The sequence below is a fragment of the uncultured Sphingorhabdus sp. genome (assembly GCF_937872355.1).
GTDB lineage: Bacteria > Pseudomonadota > Alphaproteobacteria > Sphingomonadales > Sphingomonadaceae > Sphingorhabdus_B.
The window spans coordinates 18,395-35,220 of record NZ_CALMSV010000212.1; the positions used below are offsets into that span (position 1 = coordinate 18,395).

Genomic DNA, 16,826 nt, shown 5'->3' on the forward strand with positions numbered 1-16,826 from the left:
TCAACCAACTTTCACGGGACACTTAAAATGAAGATGTATTTTTCCGGCGCGAGCGCGCTGGCGCTCATTATGTCTGCGCAATCGGCACAGGCGCAAGAGCATGATCATTCGCAGATTAAGCAAGAGGACTATGTCGAGGAAACGCTGAATGGTAAGCCGACCGGTGTTGAGCATGGGTATCTTGATGTAGCCAGCACGCCGTCCCCTGTGATAGGCTCCGGCACTTCGCGCCTCCCCGGCAACGAAGGCGGAATGCATGGCCTCCACATCATGCCCGGCAACGACTGGATGATCATGGCCCATGGCTATGCCTGGGGCGTTTACACCGACCAGAGCGGCCCGCGCGGCGATGACAAGGCCTATGTCCAGTCGATGGCGATGCTCAATGCCGAGAAGCAAACCGGTTGGGGCAAGGTGCAACTGAAATCGATGTTCAGCCTCGAACCGCTGATGAAAAATCGCGGCTATCCCAACCTGTTTGCCTCTGGCGAGACTGCGGGTGGCGAGGCATTGGTTGACCGGCAGCATCCGCACGACCTGTTCATGGAACTGGCCGCGCGCGTCGACTTCAATGTTGGCGCAGACAGCAGCGTTTTCCTCTATGGCGGCCCGGTAGGTGAGCCAGCACTTGGCCCGAGTGCCTTCATGCACCGTGGTTCGGCCCGCTATAATCCGGAAGCGCCGATCACGCACCATTGGTTCGATAGCGGCCATATCACCTATGGCGTTGCAACCGTAGGCTTTGCTTCGCGCCAGTTCCAGATCGAGGGATCGATCTTTACCGGTCAAGAGCCGGACGAAGATCGCTGGGATATCGAAAAGCCCCGCTTTGACAGCTGGTCAGTGCGCGCAACGTGGAATCCTTCGCCAAACTGGGCGGTGCAGGCGTCAACCGGACAGTTGAAGGAGCCGGAATCACTCCACCCCGGCGAGGACGAGCAGCGCACCACGGCCTCGGTGCATTATGCCGACGGCAAAGGCCTTTCGGCGATACTCGCGTTCAGCGCGAAGGACCGCAAACCGGGCGAAACGCTGACCGCGTGGATTGCCGAGGCCAATTGGGACATTGACGATCATCACACGATTTTCGGTCGCTTCGAAAATGTGAAGAATGACGAACTGTTCCCGGATCATGACGATCCGCTGCACGACATGCCGTTTCGCGTGAGCAAGTTTCAGGCTGGCTATGCCTATCGCTTGCCCCTGGGCGAGCAGTTCAATCTGGCGCTGGGCGGCACGGTATCAGCCTTTGCGAAGCCTGATGTGCTGGACGCGGCCTATGGCAAGAACCCGATGGGCTATACGTTGTTCGCAAGACTGTCGCTAGGGCTCTAATCCGCAGCCAATTTCCGGTAGATCGCGACCGAGAGGGAAACCATCAGGGTCGCGATCACGGCGCCCAATGCGGCATCTACGCCGGTTTCGACAAAGGGCACGCCTTGCGCCCCGGCAAGCAAACGGCAAACCAGGCCAACGACCATTCCGATTATCATCGCCGTGAGGCTTGCTACGAGTGCGACCACCAGCGTCAGGAAAAATATTGACCAGCCATTACCGCGGGTCAGATCCCAGGCACGTGTGATGGCGCCTGAAAAGCCGCGTTCGGTTTCGGCGACAGCCACCACGCCCAAAGGCGTCAAACGGCCAGCAAGATACATTCCGGGCAGGATCAGTGCCAAGAACCCGGCGAGCGTCACCAACCCGCCGGCAAGCTGGACAATGAAGTAAAAGGGTAAAAGCGCCAAAGCCTTGCCCAGCGCCGAACCGATGGTGGCCAGATCCTTCCGCGTCAGCAGCACATAAATCGCCACCGCGCCGAAAAAACTGAGCAGACCGGTGGGCAGCAAGGTAAGCCAATTTTCGGCATAATAGACCTGAAACGCGGCGAGTATTTCTGCGGGAGTCGAGGCGTCGACAAGATCGGGTTGTCCCGCGAACAGGCGCGATACCCAATCCGGCACAAACAGGAACAGCCCCGAAATCGCCCCTACGCCTTCGCGATGGGCGTTGAGTTGCGCCTGTGTGTCTTTCCAGACGCTGGAATAATCGAGTTTGCGGTTCATGGGGCCTCCGGTTTGTGTACGGGAGTTAGAGGCAAGCCACAGGGCTGGCAAGCGCCGCTGTGAGGCGCTAAGGCCGCACAATGAAAGCCATAGGCGACATAGATTGGGACGTTTCCGAAGGGCATGTGCCCTATCCCGAAGCGCTCGCCCGGATGGAGGCGCGGCAAGCGGCCATCCATGAAAGCCACGAACGCGAACTGGTCTGGCTGCTCGAACATCCGCCGCTCTACACCGGAGGCACCAGTGCCGACCCCGCCGAGCTGTTGAGCCAGCAATTCCCGGTTTACGATACTGGACGTGGCGGACGCTATACCTATCATGGCCCGGGCCAACGTGTTGGCTATGTGATGCTCGACCTCGCCAAACGCTGCAAGGATGTGCGCTGTTACGTCCATTCGATCGAAGGCTGGGTAATAAATGCACTAGCCCGTTTTGGCGTAGTGGCACGGCGCGCGGAAGGACGTATAGGCATCTGGTGCGATACCAGATCGGGGCAAGAAGCGAAAATCGGTGCAATCGGCGTGCGTGTGCGCCGCTGGGTGACCGCGCATGGCTTTGCTGTCAACGTCGCGCCCGACCTATCGCATTTTGGCGGCATCGTGCCGTGCGGTATAGCCGAATATCCGGTCACCAGCCTGGCCGACCTTGGCATCACCGCCAGCCTTGCGGATTTCGACGCCGCACTAGAGGCGACTTTGCCCGAATTCCTGAACGCGCTTGCAAAAGCCGGAGGCTCTTGCGACCTATCGGTCAAAGCTGAAACAAATTGAGAGGAATATATGCGTCGCGCCCTGATCTTACTGGCATTTGCTTTACCCTCGCTCTCTGCTTGTGGCGGCAATGATGCCGACAGCAAAGTTACCGAAACCCGCATGGACGATATCGACAGCGTCGAAGGCACCATCAGCGACGAGATGATCCCGACCGACGAGGTGACCGAAATGGCTCCCGTTGAGGCGAGTGCCGCACCAGCCGCTACCGCTCCTAAGGCCGACGACAAACCTGTCGCAGACAAGCCCGCTGCACCGCCGACCACCGAACCAGCACCCAAGGCAGGCGAGTAACTGCAACTATGGCATCCCTACTCGCTGAACCCTTGACGCTGCCCTGTGGCGCGACACTTCCCAACCGTATCTCCAAGGCCGCGATGACCGAAGGGCTCGCCGATATCTATGGCCGCGCGACCGGTGAACTCGACCGGCTCTATCTGGCATGGAGCGAGGGTGGCTCGGGGATGCTGCTGTCGGGCAATATCCATATCGATGCCGACCATCTTGAGCGGCCCGGCAACGTCATTATCGACCGCGAGCCTGATGATGATGCCAAGCGCGCGCTGTCGCATTGGGCAGCTGCTGCAACGCGTAACGGCAACCATTTCTGGGCGCAAATCAGCCATGCTGGTCGCCAGACGCAAAAGGCGGTCAACCCGCATCCCAAGGCGCCATCTGCCGTCAAGCTCGGCCTTCCCGGTGGGCAATTCGGCCAGCCCGTCGCGCTGACCGAGGAAGAGATTCTCAACATCATCGCCCGCTTCGGAACGGCGGCGCGCGTGTGTAAGGAAACCGGCTTTACCGGCGTGCAGATTCACGCCGCCCATGGCTATCTGTTCTCCCAATTTTTGAGCCCGCGCACCAATCTGCGCGACGATCGCTGGGGTGGAAGTCTTGAGAACCGCGCACGCATATTACTTTTCACGGTCAACACCGTGCGCACGCTTGTCGGGCCCAGCTTCCCGATTTCGGTCAAGCTCAACAGCGCCGATTTCCAGAAGGGCGGCTTTGCCTTTGAAGACAGCCTGCAAGTGGCCAAATGGCTGCAGGAAGCGGGCGTTGACCTGATTGAAATTTCGGGCGGCACGTACGAGCAACCCAAGCTGCTGGGCATGGAAGGCATCGAGGAACCCGAAGAGCAGAATGTTGCCGCCTCGACCCTGCAACGCGAGGCCTATTTCGTCGATTTCGCCAAGGCGATGCGCAGTGAAGTCAAAGTGCCGTTGATGGTCACCGGTGGCTTCCGCACCCGCTCCGCAATGGAACAGGCGCTGAAGCAGGGGGCCGCCGATGTCATCGGCATAGGCCGCCCGATGTGCTATTTCCCTGAAGCAGCCAAAAGATTGCTTGGCGGGATGGAAATGCTGCCGCGCAAGGAGAATGAGCTGGCGCTGTTTCCGCCGTCGCTGCAATGGCTCAAGCGCTGGAAGGCGATGCGGGCAATCGACAGCTTTGCCTGCCAATATTGGTTCTACAGCCAGCTTTACGCTCTGGGCAAAACCGGACGCCCTGCCCCTGACATGACTGTGTTTCAATCAATGCGCGAAGTCGAGAGCACGCATAAGCGTTGGTTGAAAGAAAGGCGCGCAGCGTTGAGGTAAACCCCCGTCGCCCCAGCAAAGGCTAGGACCGCTGGCGGTTTACACTTCAAGCGCAGTTTAAACTTTTGGCGGCCCCGGCCTTAGCCGGGGCGACGCATGCCCTTATTTGCAATTGCTCGCTGCACCAGCCATCAAATCCACACAGCGGCCGTCGATTTCATCCTTGGGCACATCCAGCCCGATCAGGCTGGCCAGTGTCGGCAGAATATCTACGGTTTCGATTCCATTGGGCTGTTCGTAGGGCGCGACGCCCTTCCACCAGAACAGGATCGGCACCCGGCGGTCATAGCCCCAGGGCGAACCATGCGTCGCGACATAGCCGAAGCTGGTGTTGGGGATCGGCGTCACATAGCGTTTCAGCGCGACATAGAAATCGCCCGAACGAGAAGGATCGAAATTGGCACGCACGCGCTGGATCAGGCTCCAATCCTCGGGCGGGCCGGAAGGCGATGGGGTAGCGGCAATTTCATCCTTGGTGATGACGACCTCTACCTGCGGGTGGGTACGATAATGCTTGAGCGCAGCATCGAGCACCGCGGACCGCTTGGCCGCAGGGATTTTGGTCGAAAGATACATGTCGCCAAATGGCGCGTCGCCCATGATGGCCGGCTCGGGCAGGTCAAACGCCTTGGCAAGCGCAGGTCCAACGCCTTGCGGCATCAGCTTGATGTCCGCGCGCTCAGCCGCAGGCAGCCCCTGAATAACATTGCGTTCAGGCAGGTCATGCCCGCCATGGTCGGCGGTCAGCACGACGACATAGGGTACTTTACTCTTGTCGAGCACAGCGAACATGCGGCCCAAAGTCGCGTCAAGCGCGGCGATCTGCGTGCAGGTTTCGGCCCCCGCTGTGCCAAAAGTGTGGCCGATATAGTCGGTCGCCGACAGGCTAATCGCCAGCACATCGGTCGCCGCCCCCTTACCGAGCCCCCTTTCACCAAAAGCAGCCAATGCGAGGTCCATCGTCAGCGCATCAAATTCGCCCGAGGCGCGGAAGGCACGAGCATCGCCTGCCTTACGCTGCTGGAGTGTACCAACCGTCGCATCTCCACCGATACCAACTGCGCGCGAATGGGTGGTGCACATGGCGGGCAGTTTCACCTTGGCCGGCTTGTCTATCGCGGCACGTGCCCGGGCGTTTATCATGCTGGTGGCACGTGGATCACCGCCATTGGCACCGGTCAGATTGCGAAACTGCTTGCCGTCCCACCACATAGTCAGTGATGTATTGTGCCCGCCCATCATCACCGCACCACGATCCTTGCCCGACACGGCCACTACCTGCGATGCGGGATTCACGGCCCGCATCCGGTCACCCAAAGTGGGGACCTTCAACAATTTGGACGAGACGGTGTAATTGGAACTGTTGCTGCCCTCTACCGAAGTGTCTTCGGAGCAATAGACGCCATAGTCGGTTTTACCGTCCTTGCCCGCACGACCGGTCGATGGATCGAACCAGCTGTTGGCAATGATGCCTGTACGTGCAGGGCGGCTACCTGTCAGGATAGTCGAATGGCCCGGACAGGTTTCGGTCGCAGCATGGCTTTGATAGCCGTTGGGAAAGGCGATACCACCCGCCAGCCGCTTAAGGCCGCCGGTAAAATCCTCGCGATACTCGTTGAACAGATCGGTCGAAAATTGGTCAACCGAGATCGCCACAATCAGCTTGGGCTCCGGGGCATCTGGCGCACTATCCTCGGCGAAAGCCGAAGTCGAAACCAGCGCGGTCGCGCCGAGCAATAACGCAGTGAATCTGTTCATCTGTTTCATCCTGAAATCTGTTTAAACGCCAACTTCTGCGCGCAACGCCTTGCGGTCGAGCTTGCCGATCATAGTCTTCGGTAAAGCATCGCGCACGACCACGCCCAGCACCCGTTCATGCTTGCCCAATTGCGGGTTGAGCCAATTGGCCAACTCCTCGTCAGACACCAACTGTCCGCCGTTTAATGTGACAAACGCCTTGGGTCGCTCACCCGAATACGTATCCGGCACGCCGATCACCAAAGCTTCTTTGACCGCCGGGTGCTTGTATAAAATATCTTCAATCTGGCTTGGGAAAACCTTGAAACCACCAACTGCAATCATGTCTTTCAAACGGTCGACGATGAAGATGAAACCGTCTTCATCAATGGTCGCCACATCGCCGGTCCGTAACCAGCCGTCGACAAACACCTCTGCCGTCGCCACCGGCTTGTTCCAGTAACCGGCCATGATTTGCGGCCCCTTGGCGAGCAATTCGCCCGGCTCGCCAACAGGAGCTGGCTTGCTGGGATCTTCCTTGTCAGCCAAACGCACGTCGGTTCCGGGAATGGGCTGCCCGATGCTGCCAACCTTGTTCGTCCCTTCATAGGGGTTACACGAAATCACCCCCGAGCTCTCGGTGAGGCCATAGCCCTCTATCACCGCGGCATGCGATACGCCCTCAAAGCGAGCCTTGAGTTCGGCTGCCAAAGGTGCGCCGCCCGAAATGCAGGCGCGTAGTGAACTGAAATCCGTGTTGGGCAGTTCGGCATTGTCGAGCAGCGCCTGATACATGGTTGGCACGCCGGGCATCGATGTCACCTTGGTCCGGTTGACTGCCTTCAACGCCGCGGCCGCCTCGAAACGGGGAAGCATGACAATCTCGCCGCCATTGTCGATCGTGCGGTTGAGCACAGTGGCATTGGCGAAAACGTGGAAGAAGGGCAGCACACCCAATATGCGGTCCTCCGCAGGGCTATCGGGCCGGTTGGCGCGACTGTGCGGATCAATGCAGTTGATCTGCCGCGCATTGGCACTGATATTCTGATGTGTAAGCATGGCACCCTTTGGCGTGCCTGTCGTGCCGCCGGTATATTGCAACTGCGCGACATCGGTTTCGGGATTGCAGGGCACAGGTGCATATTGCCCGTCATTCGCCATGAAGCGCGCATAATGGGTTATCCGGCCATCGTCGGGCACCTCGGCAATCTCGCCGCGCTTGAACAGCTTGTACGCCAGCCCCTTCATTTTCGGCAAAGCCTCGGCCACGCTTCCGACGATCAACTGTTTGAGGCTCGATTGGTTGAGCACTTTAATAGCGGTCGGCAGCAATGCTGCGGCAGACACCGTCACCAAAATCGAAGTACCGCTGTCGGCCACCTGATGCGACAATTCGTCGACGGTGTAGAGCGGCGAGAAATTGACCACAGTCGCCCCGGCGGCAAGTGCACCGTAATACGCCGCGATGTAATGCGGAACATTGGGCAGAAACAGGCCGATATGGTCGCCCTTCCCGATCCCCTGCAATTGCAATCCGCGGGCGAAGCGGCGCACCTGCTCGGCCATCTCGGCATAGCTGAATTTGCGACCCATGAAGTCGGCAATTGCGGCATTGCCACGTCGCTCTGCCGAGTTAAAAAACATATCGTGCACCGACAATGGTGCAAAAACCTGCTCCCATTTTGAAGGGTGCAGATAATTATTGGCCCAGGGCGTCGCGTTCATAACTCTCCTCTAAACGGCGCTATACCAGCCAACCCCGTCGATTGTCTCTACCTTAGCGCGACCGGTTGCGACCAGATGCACCAGATGGGCATGCGATTCCCCGGTGGCGAGGCCGAAAACGCTCTCGTCAATCGGCCGGTCAAATAGAAGTGCGAAAGTATCCACCGCGCGCATCGGTTTTTCACGCAACGCGACCTCAAGCTTGTCGAGACGATCGTGATGCCCTTCAGCGAGCTTGTCGAGGCGCACATGCACACCGCGAAAAGGCGAACCGTGTGCAGGCAACACCAGCATGTCGCCCGGCAACTTTCGGCGGAATTTGGCAATTGAATCGAGCCATTCGCCGAGCGGATCGGCATCGGGTTCGCTATCCATGATCGAAACATTGCTGGTGATGCGCGGCAGGATCTGGTCACCGGCAATAATTACGCCATTATGATGGTCGATAAGGCAGGTATGCTCTGGCGTATGACCACCTCCGGTCATCGCCTCCCACACACGGCCGCCGATGCGGACATGCTGGCCATCTTCGAGTCGACGGTGGCCAGTCGGCAATTGCGAAACGGCACGGGCAAAACCACCAAAGCCGCGTTTGCGCATATCCTCGACCTGGGCTTCATTATATCCCTGATACCGCCGACGATCGAGAATCTCCTTGGGCGGCTCATCGCGCTGGTCGGCGGTCAGCATGCGCGCCATCAACCATTCGGTGCGGTTCATCCACAACTGCACCTTGCAGCGATTGGCGAGCCAGCCTGCGCAACCGACATGGTCGGGATGGAAGTGCGTGACAAAGATGCGCGTCATCCGCCGGTCGCCCAACGTGCCTTCAAGCAGCTTCTTCCACTCTTCGATCACCACCGGCATGAACAGGCCGGTATCGGCAATGGCAAAGCCCTCGCCCTGCTCGTCAAGGTCGTCGAGCAGCCAGATGTTGATATGGTTGAGGTTGCCTGGCACCGGCATCCGCGTCCAGCCCATGTCCGGTGCCAGCGGATAGATTTCGCCATAGCCGGGCACATGCTCGCCCAGCGGATAGGTCAGCCCTTTGATTTCGATCGGTTCAAAGCCATGGTCGGCGAGCGACATGTCATAAGCGGGCAGGGTTTCAACAGTCATGACAGACTGCCTGCCCCATACGTCACCACAGCGCAATGGTGACGTTAGGGAAGGTCGGCGAGATTACTCGCCCGATTTCTTGAACAGCGTTTCCGCAGTGAGTTCCGCAGGCGCTTCTTCTTCGCCATGCAGCGCTTCTTCGGCAGCGCGCTTGGCTTCGTCGCGTTCGTTGCGCAGCTGTGTCAGCAAGGCTTCCTTGTCGCCAGCGAAACGACTGTCATCTGCAGCCTTGTCTTCAAGGCCGGCCTTTTTGGCGGCACGCGCAACAATCGCGTCCAGCTCGCGCTGCGAGCACAGCCCGAGCGTCACCGGGTCCTTCGGCTGGATCTCGCTGATATTCCAGTGGCTGCGCTCACGGATCGCCTGGATCGTGTTGCGCGTAGTACCGATGATCTTGCAAATCGCACCGTCGGAAATTTCAGGGTGGTTGCGCAGCAGCCAAGCGATGCCATCCGGCTTATCCTGACGCTTCGATACCGGCGTATAGCGCGGGCCCTTGGTACGGCGCACCTGTTCTGGTCCCTTGCTGATTTTCAGGGAATAGTCGCTATCTGCCTGTCCCTTTTCGATTTCTTCCATCGAAAGTTCACCCGCACGGACGGGATCGCGGCCGGTATATTTGGTACCCGTCATGTCATCAGCCATCGCCTGAACTTCCAATATGTGCAGGCCGCAGAATTCGGCAATCTGGTGAAATGCGAGCGCTGTATTGTCGACCAGCCATGCTGCGGTCGCGTGCGGCATCAGGGGAACAAGTCCGTTCTGGGCCATGTCTGATTCTCCAATAAATAGGGCCGCCCCTTACCGGAGCGGCCTGAATATGGCGCCCGCTTAGGCCAAAGCCGCCCTTACGGCAAGCATCATTCGTCGGAAAAGTCTGCATTCCTATGCAGGAAAGGCTTGACTGCATTAATTGCGCACTTAACACTGCGCATTGCCAAAGGTTTGAGGAGACCTTCGAAGACGTAATTTGATTCCACTACATCGTAATTTCGTAGCAATTCATGAAGGGAGAGGACCATGCGTAAGCTACATTTAGTAAGTACGGCTGCGCTTGTCATTTCAATGGCAATGCCAGCCTATGCGCAAACAGCGCCACAGGCCGATGAAGATACCGGATATAATGACGAAATCGTTGTAACCGCTCAACGTCAGGCACAAAGCTTGCAAGACGTTCCGATCGCGGTTTCGGCATTTTCAACCGAAACGCTTGAGCGGCAGCAAATTGACAATCCGCAGGAACTACAGTTGGCGTTGCCCAGCACGTCTATCACTTACGGTAACTTTTCCGGCACAAATATCACCATCCGCGGAATCGGTTCGCCCGTAGTTGCGGCATCGGGCGATGCGGGTGTGGCGATCCATTTCAACGATATGCCATTGATCGCCAGCCGCATATTTGACTCTGAATTTTATGATTTAGAACGCTTGGAAGTGCTTCGCGGGCCGCAGGGAACTTTGTTCGGTCGAAACGCAACAGCCGGAGTATTCAATATTATCACCGCAAAACCCGACCTCAACGCGTTTGCGGCATCTGGTGAAGCGTCATACGGGAAGTACAATGCACTTCAGGTCAAAGGCATGGTCAATGTGCCTATCGGTGACATCGCTGGTGTCCGCCTCGCAGGAATGTATCTGAAGCGTGACGGTTATACCAAAAACCTGAACACCGGAAACGACATCGACGGTCGCGATTATTATTCGTTGCGCGGCTCATTCAAGCTGGAACCGAGCGATAACACGAGATTTACAGTCACTGCGCAGTATTTCAAGGAAGACAGTAACCGTTCTCGTGGCCAGAAACAATTGTGCGCCACCGACCTGACAGGTATTCTCGGTTGTCGACCTGATCAGGAGGCATTTGGTGCCATCAACGGCGATTCGACCGCAGTCGGAGTTTTGGCAAGTCGGGAATTTCTCACCATCGCAGGTTTTGGGCCTTTGGCCGCCTTTGCGTTGGGTAGCGTCTATGGCGATGATGGCCATTCCTACGACACTTCGATCAATCCGACCAATGTTCGTCAGGTAGCCATCGACTTCGAGCCTTTCTGGAAGTCGGACCAGCTGACCATCAGTGCGGAATTGGAGCAGCAATTCGGCGATATCACCGCAACGTTAAATGGCGGCTATTCCGAAAACGAATATGCTTCCAGCCTCGACTATAACCTGACTACAACCCGCAGTATCTTAAACAATCCCGGCCTTGTGGCGCTGCGCGCAGCCGGTGCGGGCGGCAACCCTATCGCTCAGGCAATGCTGAGTTCAGGTATCTTCAACGGCAACCAAATTTGCACGTCCTCGTTCGACCCGCTATATTCCGGCTATTTGGGTGGACGCATCAATTCCTGTGGTGACAATACCAATGAATATGATTATTCAGGCGGCAGTAACAAACAATGGTCGATCGAAGGTCGCATCGCTTCCGATTTTGATGGCCCATTCAACTTCCTTATCGGTGCACTTTATTTGCAAAACACGGGCCGTAACGTCGACTATGCCGTGATGGCATCGGGTTTTGATTATATGTCGACGCTTCTTGGGGCTGTTAATGCCCTTGGTGCCGGGTTGCCGACTGTACGCTATGGGTTGGGGCCCCCGTTCTTTTTTAGCGACACTAACAAGGGCAAGCTAAAAACCTACGGTATTTTCGGTGAAGTATATGTCGATCTCGCCGATAATTTGAAAGTAACTGGTGGTTTGCGTTATTCGAACGACAAGAAATATATCCGGGCGCGCCAGCCATTCCTGAATGTCCTCGTTCCATATGGCACCTCCGACGCCGGCACAATTCTTGCCAATTTTGACGGAGACAGTGCTACCCCCGGGCAGCAGGAATTTGCGGAGCAACGCGGGACCTTTGACGAAATCACCGGACGCTTTGTCGTCGACTGGCAACCGGATGTGTCCTTCACAGATGACACGTTGGTGTACGCAAGTTACACACGTGGTTATAAGCCCGGGGGTTTCAATCCGCCCTATGATCCCAACTTGTTTCCACCAATTCCGTTAACATTCGAGGGCGAACTTATTGACGCTTTCGAAATCGGCACAAAAAACAGTTTCATTGGTGGCCAATTGCAGCTGAATGCAACTGGTTTCTATTACAAGTATAATGGCTTCCAAGTCAGCCGTATCATCAACCGTACGTCATTCAACGACAATACCGATGCAACAATTTACGGACTGGAATTGGAAGCGATCATCAGGCCGGTAAGAGATTTCACGGTCAATGCTAGCCTTTCGTATCTGAAGACCGAGATCGCCGATTTTAACACGGTAGACACGCGAAATCCGTCCAATGGTCGTAGCGACGTAGTAATAATCAAGGATTTGCAGAGTGCAGCTAACTGCGTCGTTGCCCCAGCCGTTGCTGGAAGCGTGCCAATTGCCAACACACTGGCGCTCGTTAACGGATTCAATGCCGTTGCCGGAGGTGGCTTGATCAGGCCTGCTGTACAAGTCCCCGGTACCAATTCTTATGGCGCATTCTCACTTTGCGGAGCATTGGGAGCGTTCATCCGTGGCAACACACCAGCTGGCACCTACCTGTTCGACGCCGGTGCCGGCGGTGGCTTCTTCCTTCCCGGAGGTGTAGAACGCAATCTGAAGGGTAATGAGTTAGCCAATTCGCCAAACTTCAAATTCTCGGTTGGCGCTCAATATGATATCAGAACCAGCAGCGGATGGACGATTACTCCCCGTGCTGACCTGTATTTCACTGGCAACGCGTGGGGAAGCAACTTTAATACGATCAGAGACCGAATTCAGTCGTATGAAATTGTTAGCACCCAACTGACCGTCTCAGGACCAGAAGACAAGTTCTATGCACGGGCTTTTGTATCGAACCTGTTCAATTCGCAGGCGATCACAGGTAAATATATTACCGACCCGTCGTCGGGCCTGTTTACCAACATCTATACATTGGATCCGCGCACCTATGGCGTAGCGGTAGGTTTCCGGTTCTGAGCTGAAATCTCGCGAAGAAACGAAGAACCCTGGAGGAAACTCCGGGGTTTTTTGTTGGGTTAAGCGAGCAAGATTATCTTGCCGACAAAATCTCCGCTTTCCATCAGGCGATGCGCGGCAGCGGCTTCGGTTAGCGGAAATGATTGTGCCATTTCCGGGCGCAGACGCCCCTCAACGACATCAGGCCAGACGTTGCGGTAGATTTCCTGCGCCAGCAGCCCTTTAAATTCATTGGAGCGCGGACGCAGCGTCGATCCGGTCAGCGTCAGCCGGCGGCTCATCACCTGCGCCATGTTGATTTCGGCGACCAGCCCGCGCTGCACGGCGATCGTCACATGCCGCCCATCTTCGCGCAGGCATTTGAGGTTGCGCGGAACATAGCTTCCGGCGACCATATCGAGCACCAGATGCACGCCCTTGCTGCCTGTAATCTTGCCGATTTCCTCAACGAAATCGCTCGCCTTATAGTCGATAGCATGGTCAGCGCCGATGGCCAATGCAGCTGCGCATTTGTCCGCCGAACCGCAAGTTACAATAACCTCCAGCCCGAACAACTTACCCAGTTTGATCGCCATCGTGCCAATACCACTGGTGCCGCCATGCACCAATATGGTTTCGCCTTCCGACGCATAGCCCCGTTCGAACACATTGTGCCAAACGGTCATCAGTGTTTCGGGGATCGCAGCCGCTTCCTCCATCGACAGGCCCGGCGGCACCGGCCAGCAGACATCGGCGCGGGCGATGCAATATTCGGCATAGCCGCCGCCAGCGACGAGGGCGCAGACTTTCTGCCCCATATGTTCGGTTTCAACCCCGGGTCCTATCGCCACGACAGTTCCGGAAATCTCAAGTCCCGGAAGATCGCTCGCGCCCGGCGGTGCCGGATATAGCCCCATCCGCTGCACCACATCAGGGCGATTTACGCCAGCGGCAGCAACTTTGACCAGCACCTCGCCCTCGCCCGGAACAGGGACCGGCCGTTGGCAGGCCACCAATACTTCCGGGCCACCCGGCGTCGAGATTTCGATTGCAGTCATCATATCGGGCAGAGCCACGGCCATTCCCCCTTTTGCCGGTCGCTGGAAAACGGCGGCATATTGACAGCGGCGAAGGTCCAGTCAACACTGACGCCATGGATATGGATGAGAATTTACCGCTCCGTGGCACCGAGCCTCTCAAGCAATTGCTGCGCGAAGACCTAGACCCCTTGTCGATCGACGAGCTCAAGGAGCGTATCGAGCAGCTGAAAGGCGAAATCGCCCGCTGCGAATCCAAAATACAGGCTGCATCAAGCCATCGCAGCGCCGCCGATGCGCTTTTTCGCAAAGGCTGAACCCGGCTGTTAAGGGTTTATCCGCAACATTTCGGCAACCATTTTCGGGAAAATTCACCGACTGTCGCAAGCGCGGTTGAAATGCGCCGTTAAAAGGGCGACATTGTAACAGCGGGGCAACCGGCGGTCGGCGGCTTCGCCACGGAGTGTATCTGAATGCCGAGTTTTGCCGAATCGCTTGAAGCCACGCTGCACAACGCGTTGAAGAACGCTGCGGAGCGTGCGCATGAATATGCAACGCTGGAGCATTTGCTGCTGGCACTGATCGACGATGCCGATGCGGCAAAAGTCATGCAAGCGTGCGGCGTAGACCTCGGTGAACTGATCGACACCGTCATCCAGTATCTCGACAATGAGCTGGAAAGTCTGAAGGTCGGCGGCAATGTCGACCCTTCCCCTACCAGCGGTTTCCAGCGAGTGGTGCAGCGTGCGATCCTGCACGTGCAAAGCTCTGGCAAAGATGTCGTCACCGGTGCCAATGTTTTGGTCGCCCTGTTCTCCGAGCGCGAGAGCTATGCCGTCTATTTCCTGCAGCAGCAGGATATGAGCCGTCTCGATGCTGTCAGCTATATCAGCCATGGCATCGGCAAGGATGGCAAGCTGATCGAGCAGCGCCCGGTCGAAGGCACCGAAGAGCGCAAGGAAGAGGCCGCGGTCGATTCCAAGGACAAAAAGGGCGGCAAGGAAACCGCGCTTGAGCAATTCACCGTCAACCTCAACGAAAAAGCAAAGCAGGGCCGCATAGACCCGCTGATCGGGCGCAGCGAAGAAGTCGATCGCACGGTGCAGATTCTCTGCCGTCGTTCCAAGAACAACCCGCTATATGTCGGCGAACCCGGCGTTGGCAAAACTGCAATCGCAGAGGGTCTTGCGCGTCGCATCGTTGAAAAGCAGGTGCCCGAAGTGTTGCTGCCGGCCGTCATCTATTCGCTCGACATGGGCGCGTTGCTTGCAGGCACCCGTTATCGCGGGGATTTTGAGGAGCGTTTGAAAGCGGTCGTTTCGGAGCTTGAAAAGCTGCCCGATGCGATCCTGTTCATCGACGAAATCCATACCGTAATCGGTGCCGGCGCGACCAGCGGCGGGGCGATGGATGCATCGAACCTGCTCAAACCCGCATTGTCGGGCGGAACGATTCGTTGCATCGGTTCAACGACGTACAAGGAATTCCGCAACCATTTCGAAAAGGATCGCGCGCTGCTGCGCCGCTTCCAGAAAATCGATGTGAACGAGCCGACTATTGACGATACCGTCAAGATTCTGGCGGGTCTGCGCAGCGCGTTCGAAGAGCATCACAAGGTGAAATATACGCCCGATGCGCTCAAAGCCGCGGTCGAATTGTCGGCGCGCTACATCAACGACCGCAAACTGCCCGACAAGGCGATCGACGTTATCGACGAGGTTGGCGCGATGCAGATGCTGGTGCCGCCTTCAAAGCGCCGCAAGCTGATCACACCCAAGGAAATCGAGGCCGTAATCGCCACGATTGCGCGCATCCCGCCGAAAAATGTCTCGACCGATGACCGCGCCGCGCTTGGCAATCTCGAGGCCGATCTGAAGCGCGTCGTCTTCGGGCAGGACAAGGCCATCGAAGTGCTGTCATCGGCTATCAAGCTGAGCCGCGCTGGCCTGCGCGATCCGGACAAGCCTATCGGCAACTATCTGTTTTCGGGTCCGACCGGCGTCGGCAAAACCGAAGTAGCGCGCCAGCTGGCGAGCATCATGGGCATTCCATTGAAGCGCTTTGACATGTCTGAATATATGGAGCGGCACAGCGTTTCGCGACTGATCGGTGCGCCTCCGGGCTATGTCGGTTTCGATCAGGGCGGTTTGCTGACCGATGCCGTCGACCAGAACCCGCATTGCGTGCTGCTGCTCGACGAAATCGAAAAGGCGCATCCGGATCTGTTCAACATCCTGCTGCAGGTGATGGATAATGGCCGCCTGACCGACCATCACGGCAAGACGGTCGATTTCCGCAATGTCATACTGATCATGACGACAAATGCCGGAGCTAGCGACATGGCCAAGGAAGGCATCGGTTTCGGCACCAATATCAGCAAGGAAGATGCGGGTGAGGAAGCGGTCAAGGCGATGTTCGCCCCGGAATTCCGCAACCGCCTCGATGCGACAGTGCCGTTCGGCTATCTGCCGCCGGAAGTTGTTGCGATGGTGGTCGACAAGTTCATCCTGCAGCTCGAGCTCCAGCTTGCGGACCAGAATGTCCACATCAAGCTCGACGACGAGGCGCGCGCCTGGCTCACCGAGCGTGGTTATGACAAGCTCTACGGTGCCCGCCCGATGGGCCGCGTGATTCAGGAAAAGATCAAGCAGCCGTTGGCCGACGAGCTGCTGTTCGGCAAACTGGTCAATGGCGGCGAAGTGGCGGTCCATATCAAAGACAACCAGCCGGTGTTTGAAGTGACGCCCGCTGCACCCAAGGCTGGAAAGCCGAAGAAGCCCAAGAAGAAGGTCAAGACCGACTGATTGTTTCTCCTCCCCAACGACTTGC

General features: G+C 57.3%; 13 protein-coding genes. 7 read left to right on the plus strand and 6 right to left on the minus strand.

The features are described from left to right. The first annotated feature begins 27 nt into the window (after positions 1-27). Entirely contained in the window at positions 28-1,335 is a 1,308-nt protein-coding gene (locus Q0239_RS14030; protein ID WP_298603930.1) for a hypothetical protein, read from the plus strand. Here Q0239_RS14030 and Q0239_RS14035 read toward each other — a convergent pair. Further along, positions 1,332-2,063 carry a hypothetical protein gene (locus Q0239_RS14035; RefSeq protein ID WP_298603932.1) on the minus strand — a complete coding sequence of 244 codons (732 nt, stop codon included), beginning with the start codon at positions 2,061-2,063 and terminating at the stop codon, positions 1,332-1,334. The genes Q0239_RS14030 and Q0239_RS14035 overlap by 4 nt on opposite strands. An 80-nt stretch (positions 2,064-2,143) precedes the next feature. Between Q0239_RS14035 and lipB the strand changes: the two genes are divergently transcribed. From lipB to Q0239_RS14050, 3 genes are read left to right on the plus strand one after another with little or no spacing between them, the layout of a single operon-like run. Further along, positions 2,144-2,833: a lipoyl(octanoyl) transferase LipB gene (lipB, locus tag Q0239_RS14040; RefSeq protein WP_298603934.1), complete on the plus strand. Its 690-nt coding sequence runs from the start codon at positions 2,144-2,146 to the stop codon at positions 2,831-2,833. A 9-nt stretch (positions 2,834-2,842) separates the two neighbouring features. Then, complete coding sequence (locus Q0239_RS14045) at positions 2,843-3,127, plus strand: hypothetical protein (protein WP_298603936.1); 285 nt, start codon at positions 2,843-2,845, stop codon at positions 3,125-3,127. Between the two features lie 8 nt (positions 3,128-3,135). Continuing rightward, complete coding sequence (locus Q0239_RS14050) at positions 3,136-4,434, plus strand: NADH:flavin oxidoreductase/NADH oxidase family protein (protein WP_298603938.1); 1,299 nt, start codon at positions 3,136-3,138, stop codon at positions 4,432-4,434. A gap of 102 nt (positions 4,435-4,536) precedes the next feature. Here the strand turns inward: Q0239_RS14050 and Q0239_RS14055 are convergent, their stop codons facing one another. The 4 genes from Q0239_RS14055 to Q0239_RS14070 form a co-directional block, all read right to left on the minus strand. After that, positions 4,537-6,192 (minus strand): alkaline phosphatase family protein, encoded by a 1,656-nt coding sequence (locus tag Q0239_RS14055; RefSeq protein ID WP_298603940.1) that lies wholly within the window; start codon positions 6,190-6,192, stop codon positions 4,537-4,539. A gap of 21 nt (positions 6,193-6,213) precedes the next feature. Next, a complete protein-coding gene (locus tag Q0239_RS14060; RefSeq protein WP_298603942.1) occupies positions 6,214-7,896 on the minus strand; it encodes an AMP-binding protein in 1,683 nt (560 codons plus the stop codon). Between the two features lie 9 nt (positions 7,897-7,905). Beyond that, entirely contained in the window at positions 7,906-9,015 is a 1,110-nt protein-coding gene (locus tag Q0239_RS14065) for an MBL fold metallo-hydrolase (RefSeq protein ID WP_298603944.1), read from the minus strand. A 63-nt stretch (positions 9,016-9,078) separates the two neighbouring features. After that, positions 9,079-9,759, minus strand: a complete 681-nt coding sequence (locus tag Q0239_RS14070) for a DUF1013 domain-containing protein (RefSeq protein ID WP_298603954.1) — start codon at positions 9,757-9,759, stop codon at positions 9,079-9,081. A 276-nt stretch (positions 9,760-10,035) separates the two neighbouring features. On the opposite strand from Q0239_RS14070, the gene Q0239_RS14075 reads away from it, so the two are divergent. Then, a complete protein-coding gene (locus Q0239_RS14075; RefSeq protein WP_298603946.1) occupies positions 10,036-12,981 on the plus strand; it encodes a TonB-dependent receptor in 2,946 nt (981 codons plus the stop codon). A 59-nt stretch (positions 12,982-13,040) separates the two neighbouring features. Here Q0239_RS14075 and Q0239_RS14080 read toward each other — a convergent pair whose 3' ends face one another. Next, a complete protein-coding gene (locus Q0239_RS14080) occupies positions 13,041-14,042 on the minus strand; it encodes an NAD(P)H-quinone oxidoreductase (RefSeq protein WP_298603948.1) in 1,002 nt (333 codons plus the stop codon). A 71-nt stretch (positions 14,043-14,113) separates the two neighbouring features. Here Q0239_RS14080 and Q0239_RS14085 point away from each other — a divergent pair, with 71 nt between their 5' ends. Both Q0239_RS14085 and clpA read left to right on the plus strand, forming a co-directional pair. After that, positions 14,114-14,314, plus strand: a complete 201-nt coding sequence (locus Q0239_RS14085; RefSeq protein ID WP_298603950.1) for a DUF1192 domain-containing protein — start codon at positions 14,114-14,116, stop codon at positions 14,312-14,314. Positions 14,315-14,470: 156 nt separating this feature from the next. Next, a complete protein-coding gene (gene clpA / locus Q0239_RS14090) occupies positions 14,471-16,801 on the plus strand; it encodes an ATP-dependent Clp protease ATP-binding subunit ClpA (protein ID WP_298603952.1) in 2,331 nt (776 codons plus the stop codon). Positions 16,802-16,826: the final 25 nt, after the last annotated feature.

Bases quoted from the DNA above. Each gene is read 5' to 3' on its own strand.
- Q0239_RS14030 (WP_298603930.1), top strand. From the start codon at position 28: ATGAAGATGTATTTTTCCGGCGCGAGCGCGCTGGCGCTCATTATGTCT.
- Q0239_RS14035 (WP_298603932.1), bottom strand. From the start codon at position 2,063: ATGAACCGCAAACTCGATTATTCCAGCGTCTGGAAAGACACACAGGCG.
- lipB (WP_298603934.1), top strand. From the start codon at position 2,144: ATGAAAGCCATAGGCGACATAGATTGGGACGTTTCCGAAGGGCATGTG.
- Q0239_RS14045 (WP_298603936.1), top strand. From the start codon at position 2,843: ATGCGTCGCGCCCTGATCTTACTGGCATTTGCTTTACCCTCGCTCTCT.
- Q0239_RS14050 (WP_298603938.1), top strand. From the start codon at position 3,136: ATGGCATCCCTACTCGCTGAACCCTTGACGCTGCCCTGTGGCGCGACA.
- Q0239_RS14055 (WP_298603940.1), bottom strand. From the start codon at position 6,192: ATGAACAGATTCACTGCGTTATTGCTCGGCGCGACCGCGCTGGTTTCG.
- Q0239_RS14060 (WP_298603942.1), bottom strand. From the start codon at position 7,896: ATGAACGCGACGCCCTGGGCCAATAATTATCTGCACCCTTCAAAATGG.
- Q0239_RS14065 (WP_298603944.1), bottom strand. From the start codon at position 9,015: ATGACTGTTGAAACCCTGCCCGCTTATGACATGTCGCTCGCCGACCAT.
- Q0239_RS14070 (WP_298603954.1), bottom strand. From the start codon at position 9,759: ATGCCGCACGCGACCGCAGCATGGCTGGTCGACAATACAGCGCTCGCA.
- Q0239_RS14075 (WP_298603946.1), top strand. From the start codon at position 10,036: ATGCGTAAGCTACATTTAGTAAGTACGGCTGCGCTTGTCATTTCAATG.
- Q0239_RS14080 (WP_298603948.1), bottom strand. From the start codon at position 14,042: ATGGCCGTGGCTCTGCCCGATATGATGACTGCAATCGAAATCTCGACG.
- Q0239_RS14085 (WP_298603950.1), top strand. From the start codon at position 14,114: ATGGATATGGATGAGAATTTACCGCTCCGTGGCACCGAGCCTCTCAAG.
- clpA (WP_298603952.1), top strand. From the start codon at position 14,471: ATGCCGAGTTTTGCCGAATCGCTTGAAGCCACGCTGCACAACGCGTTG.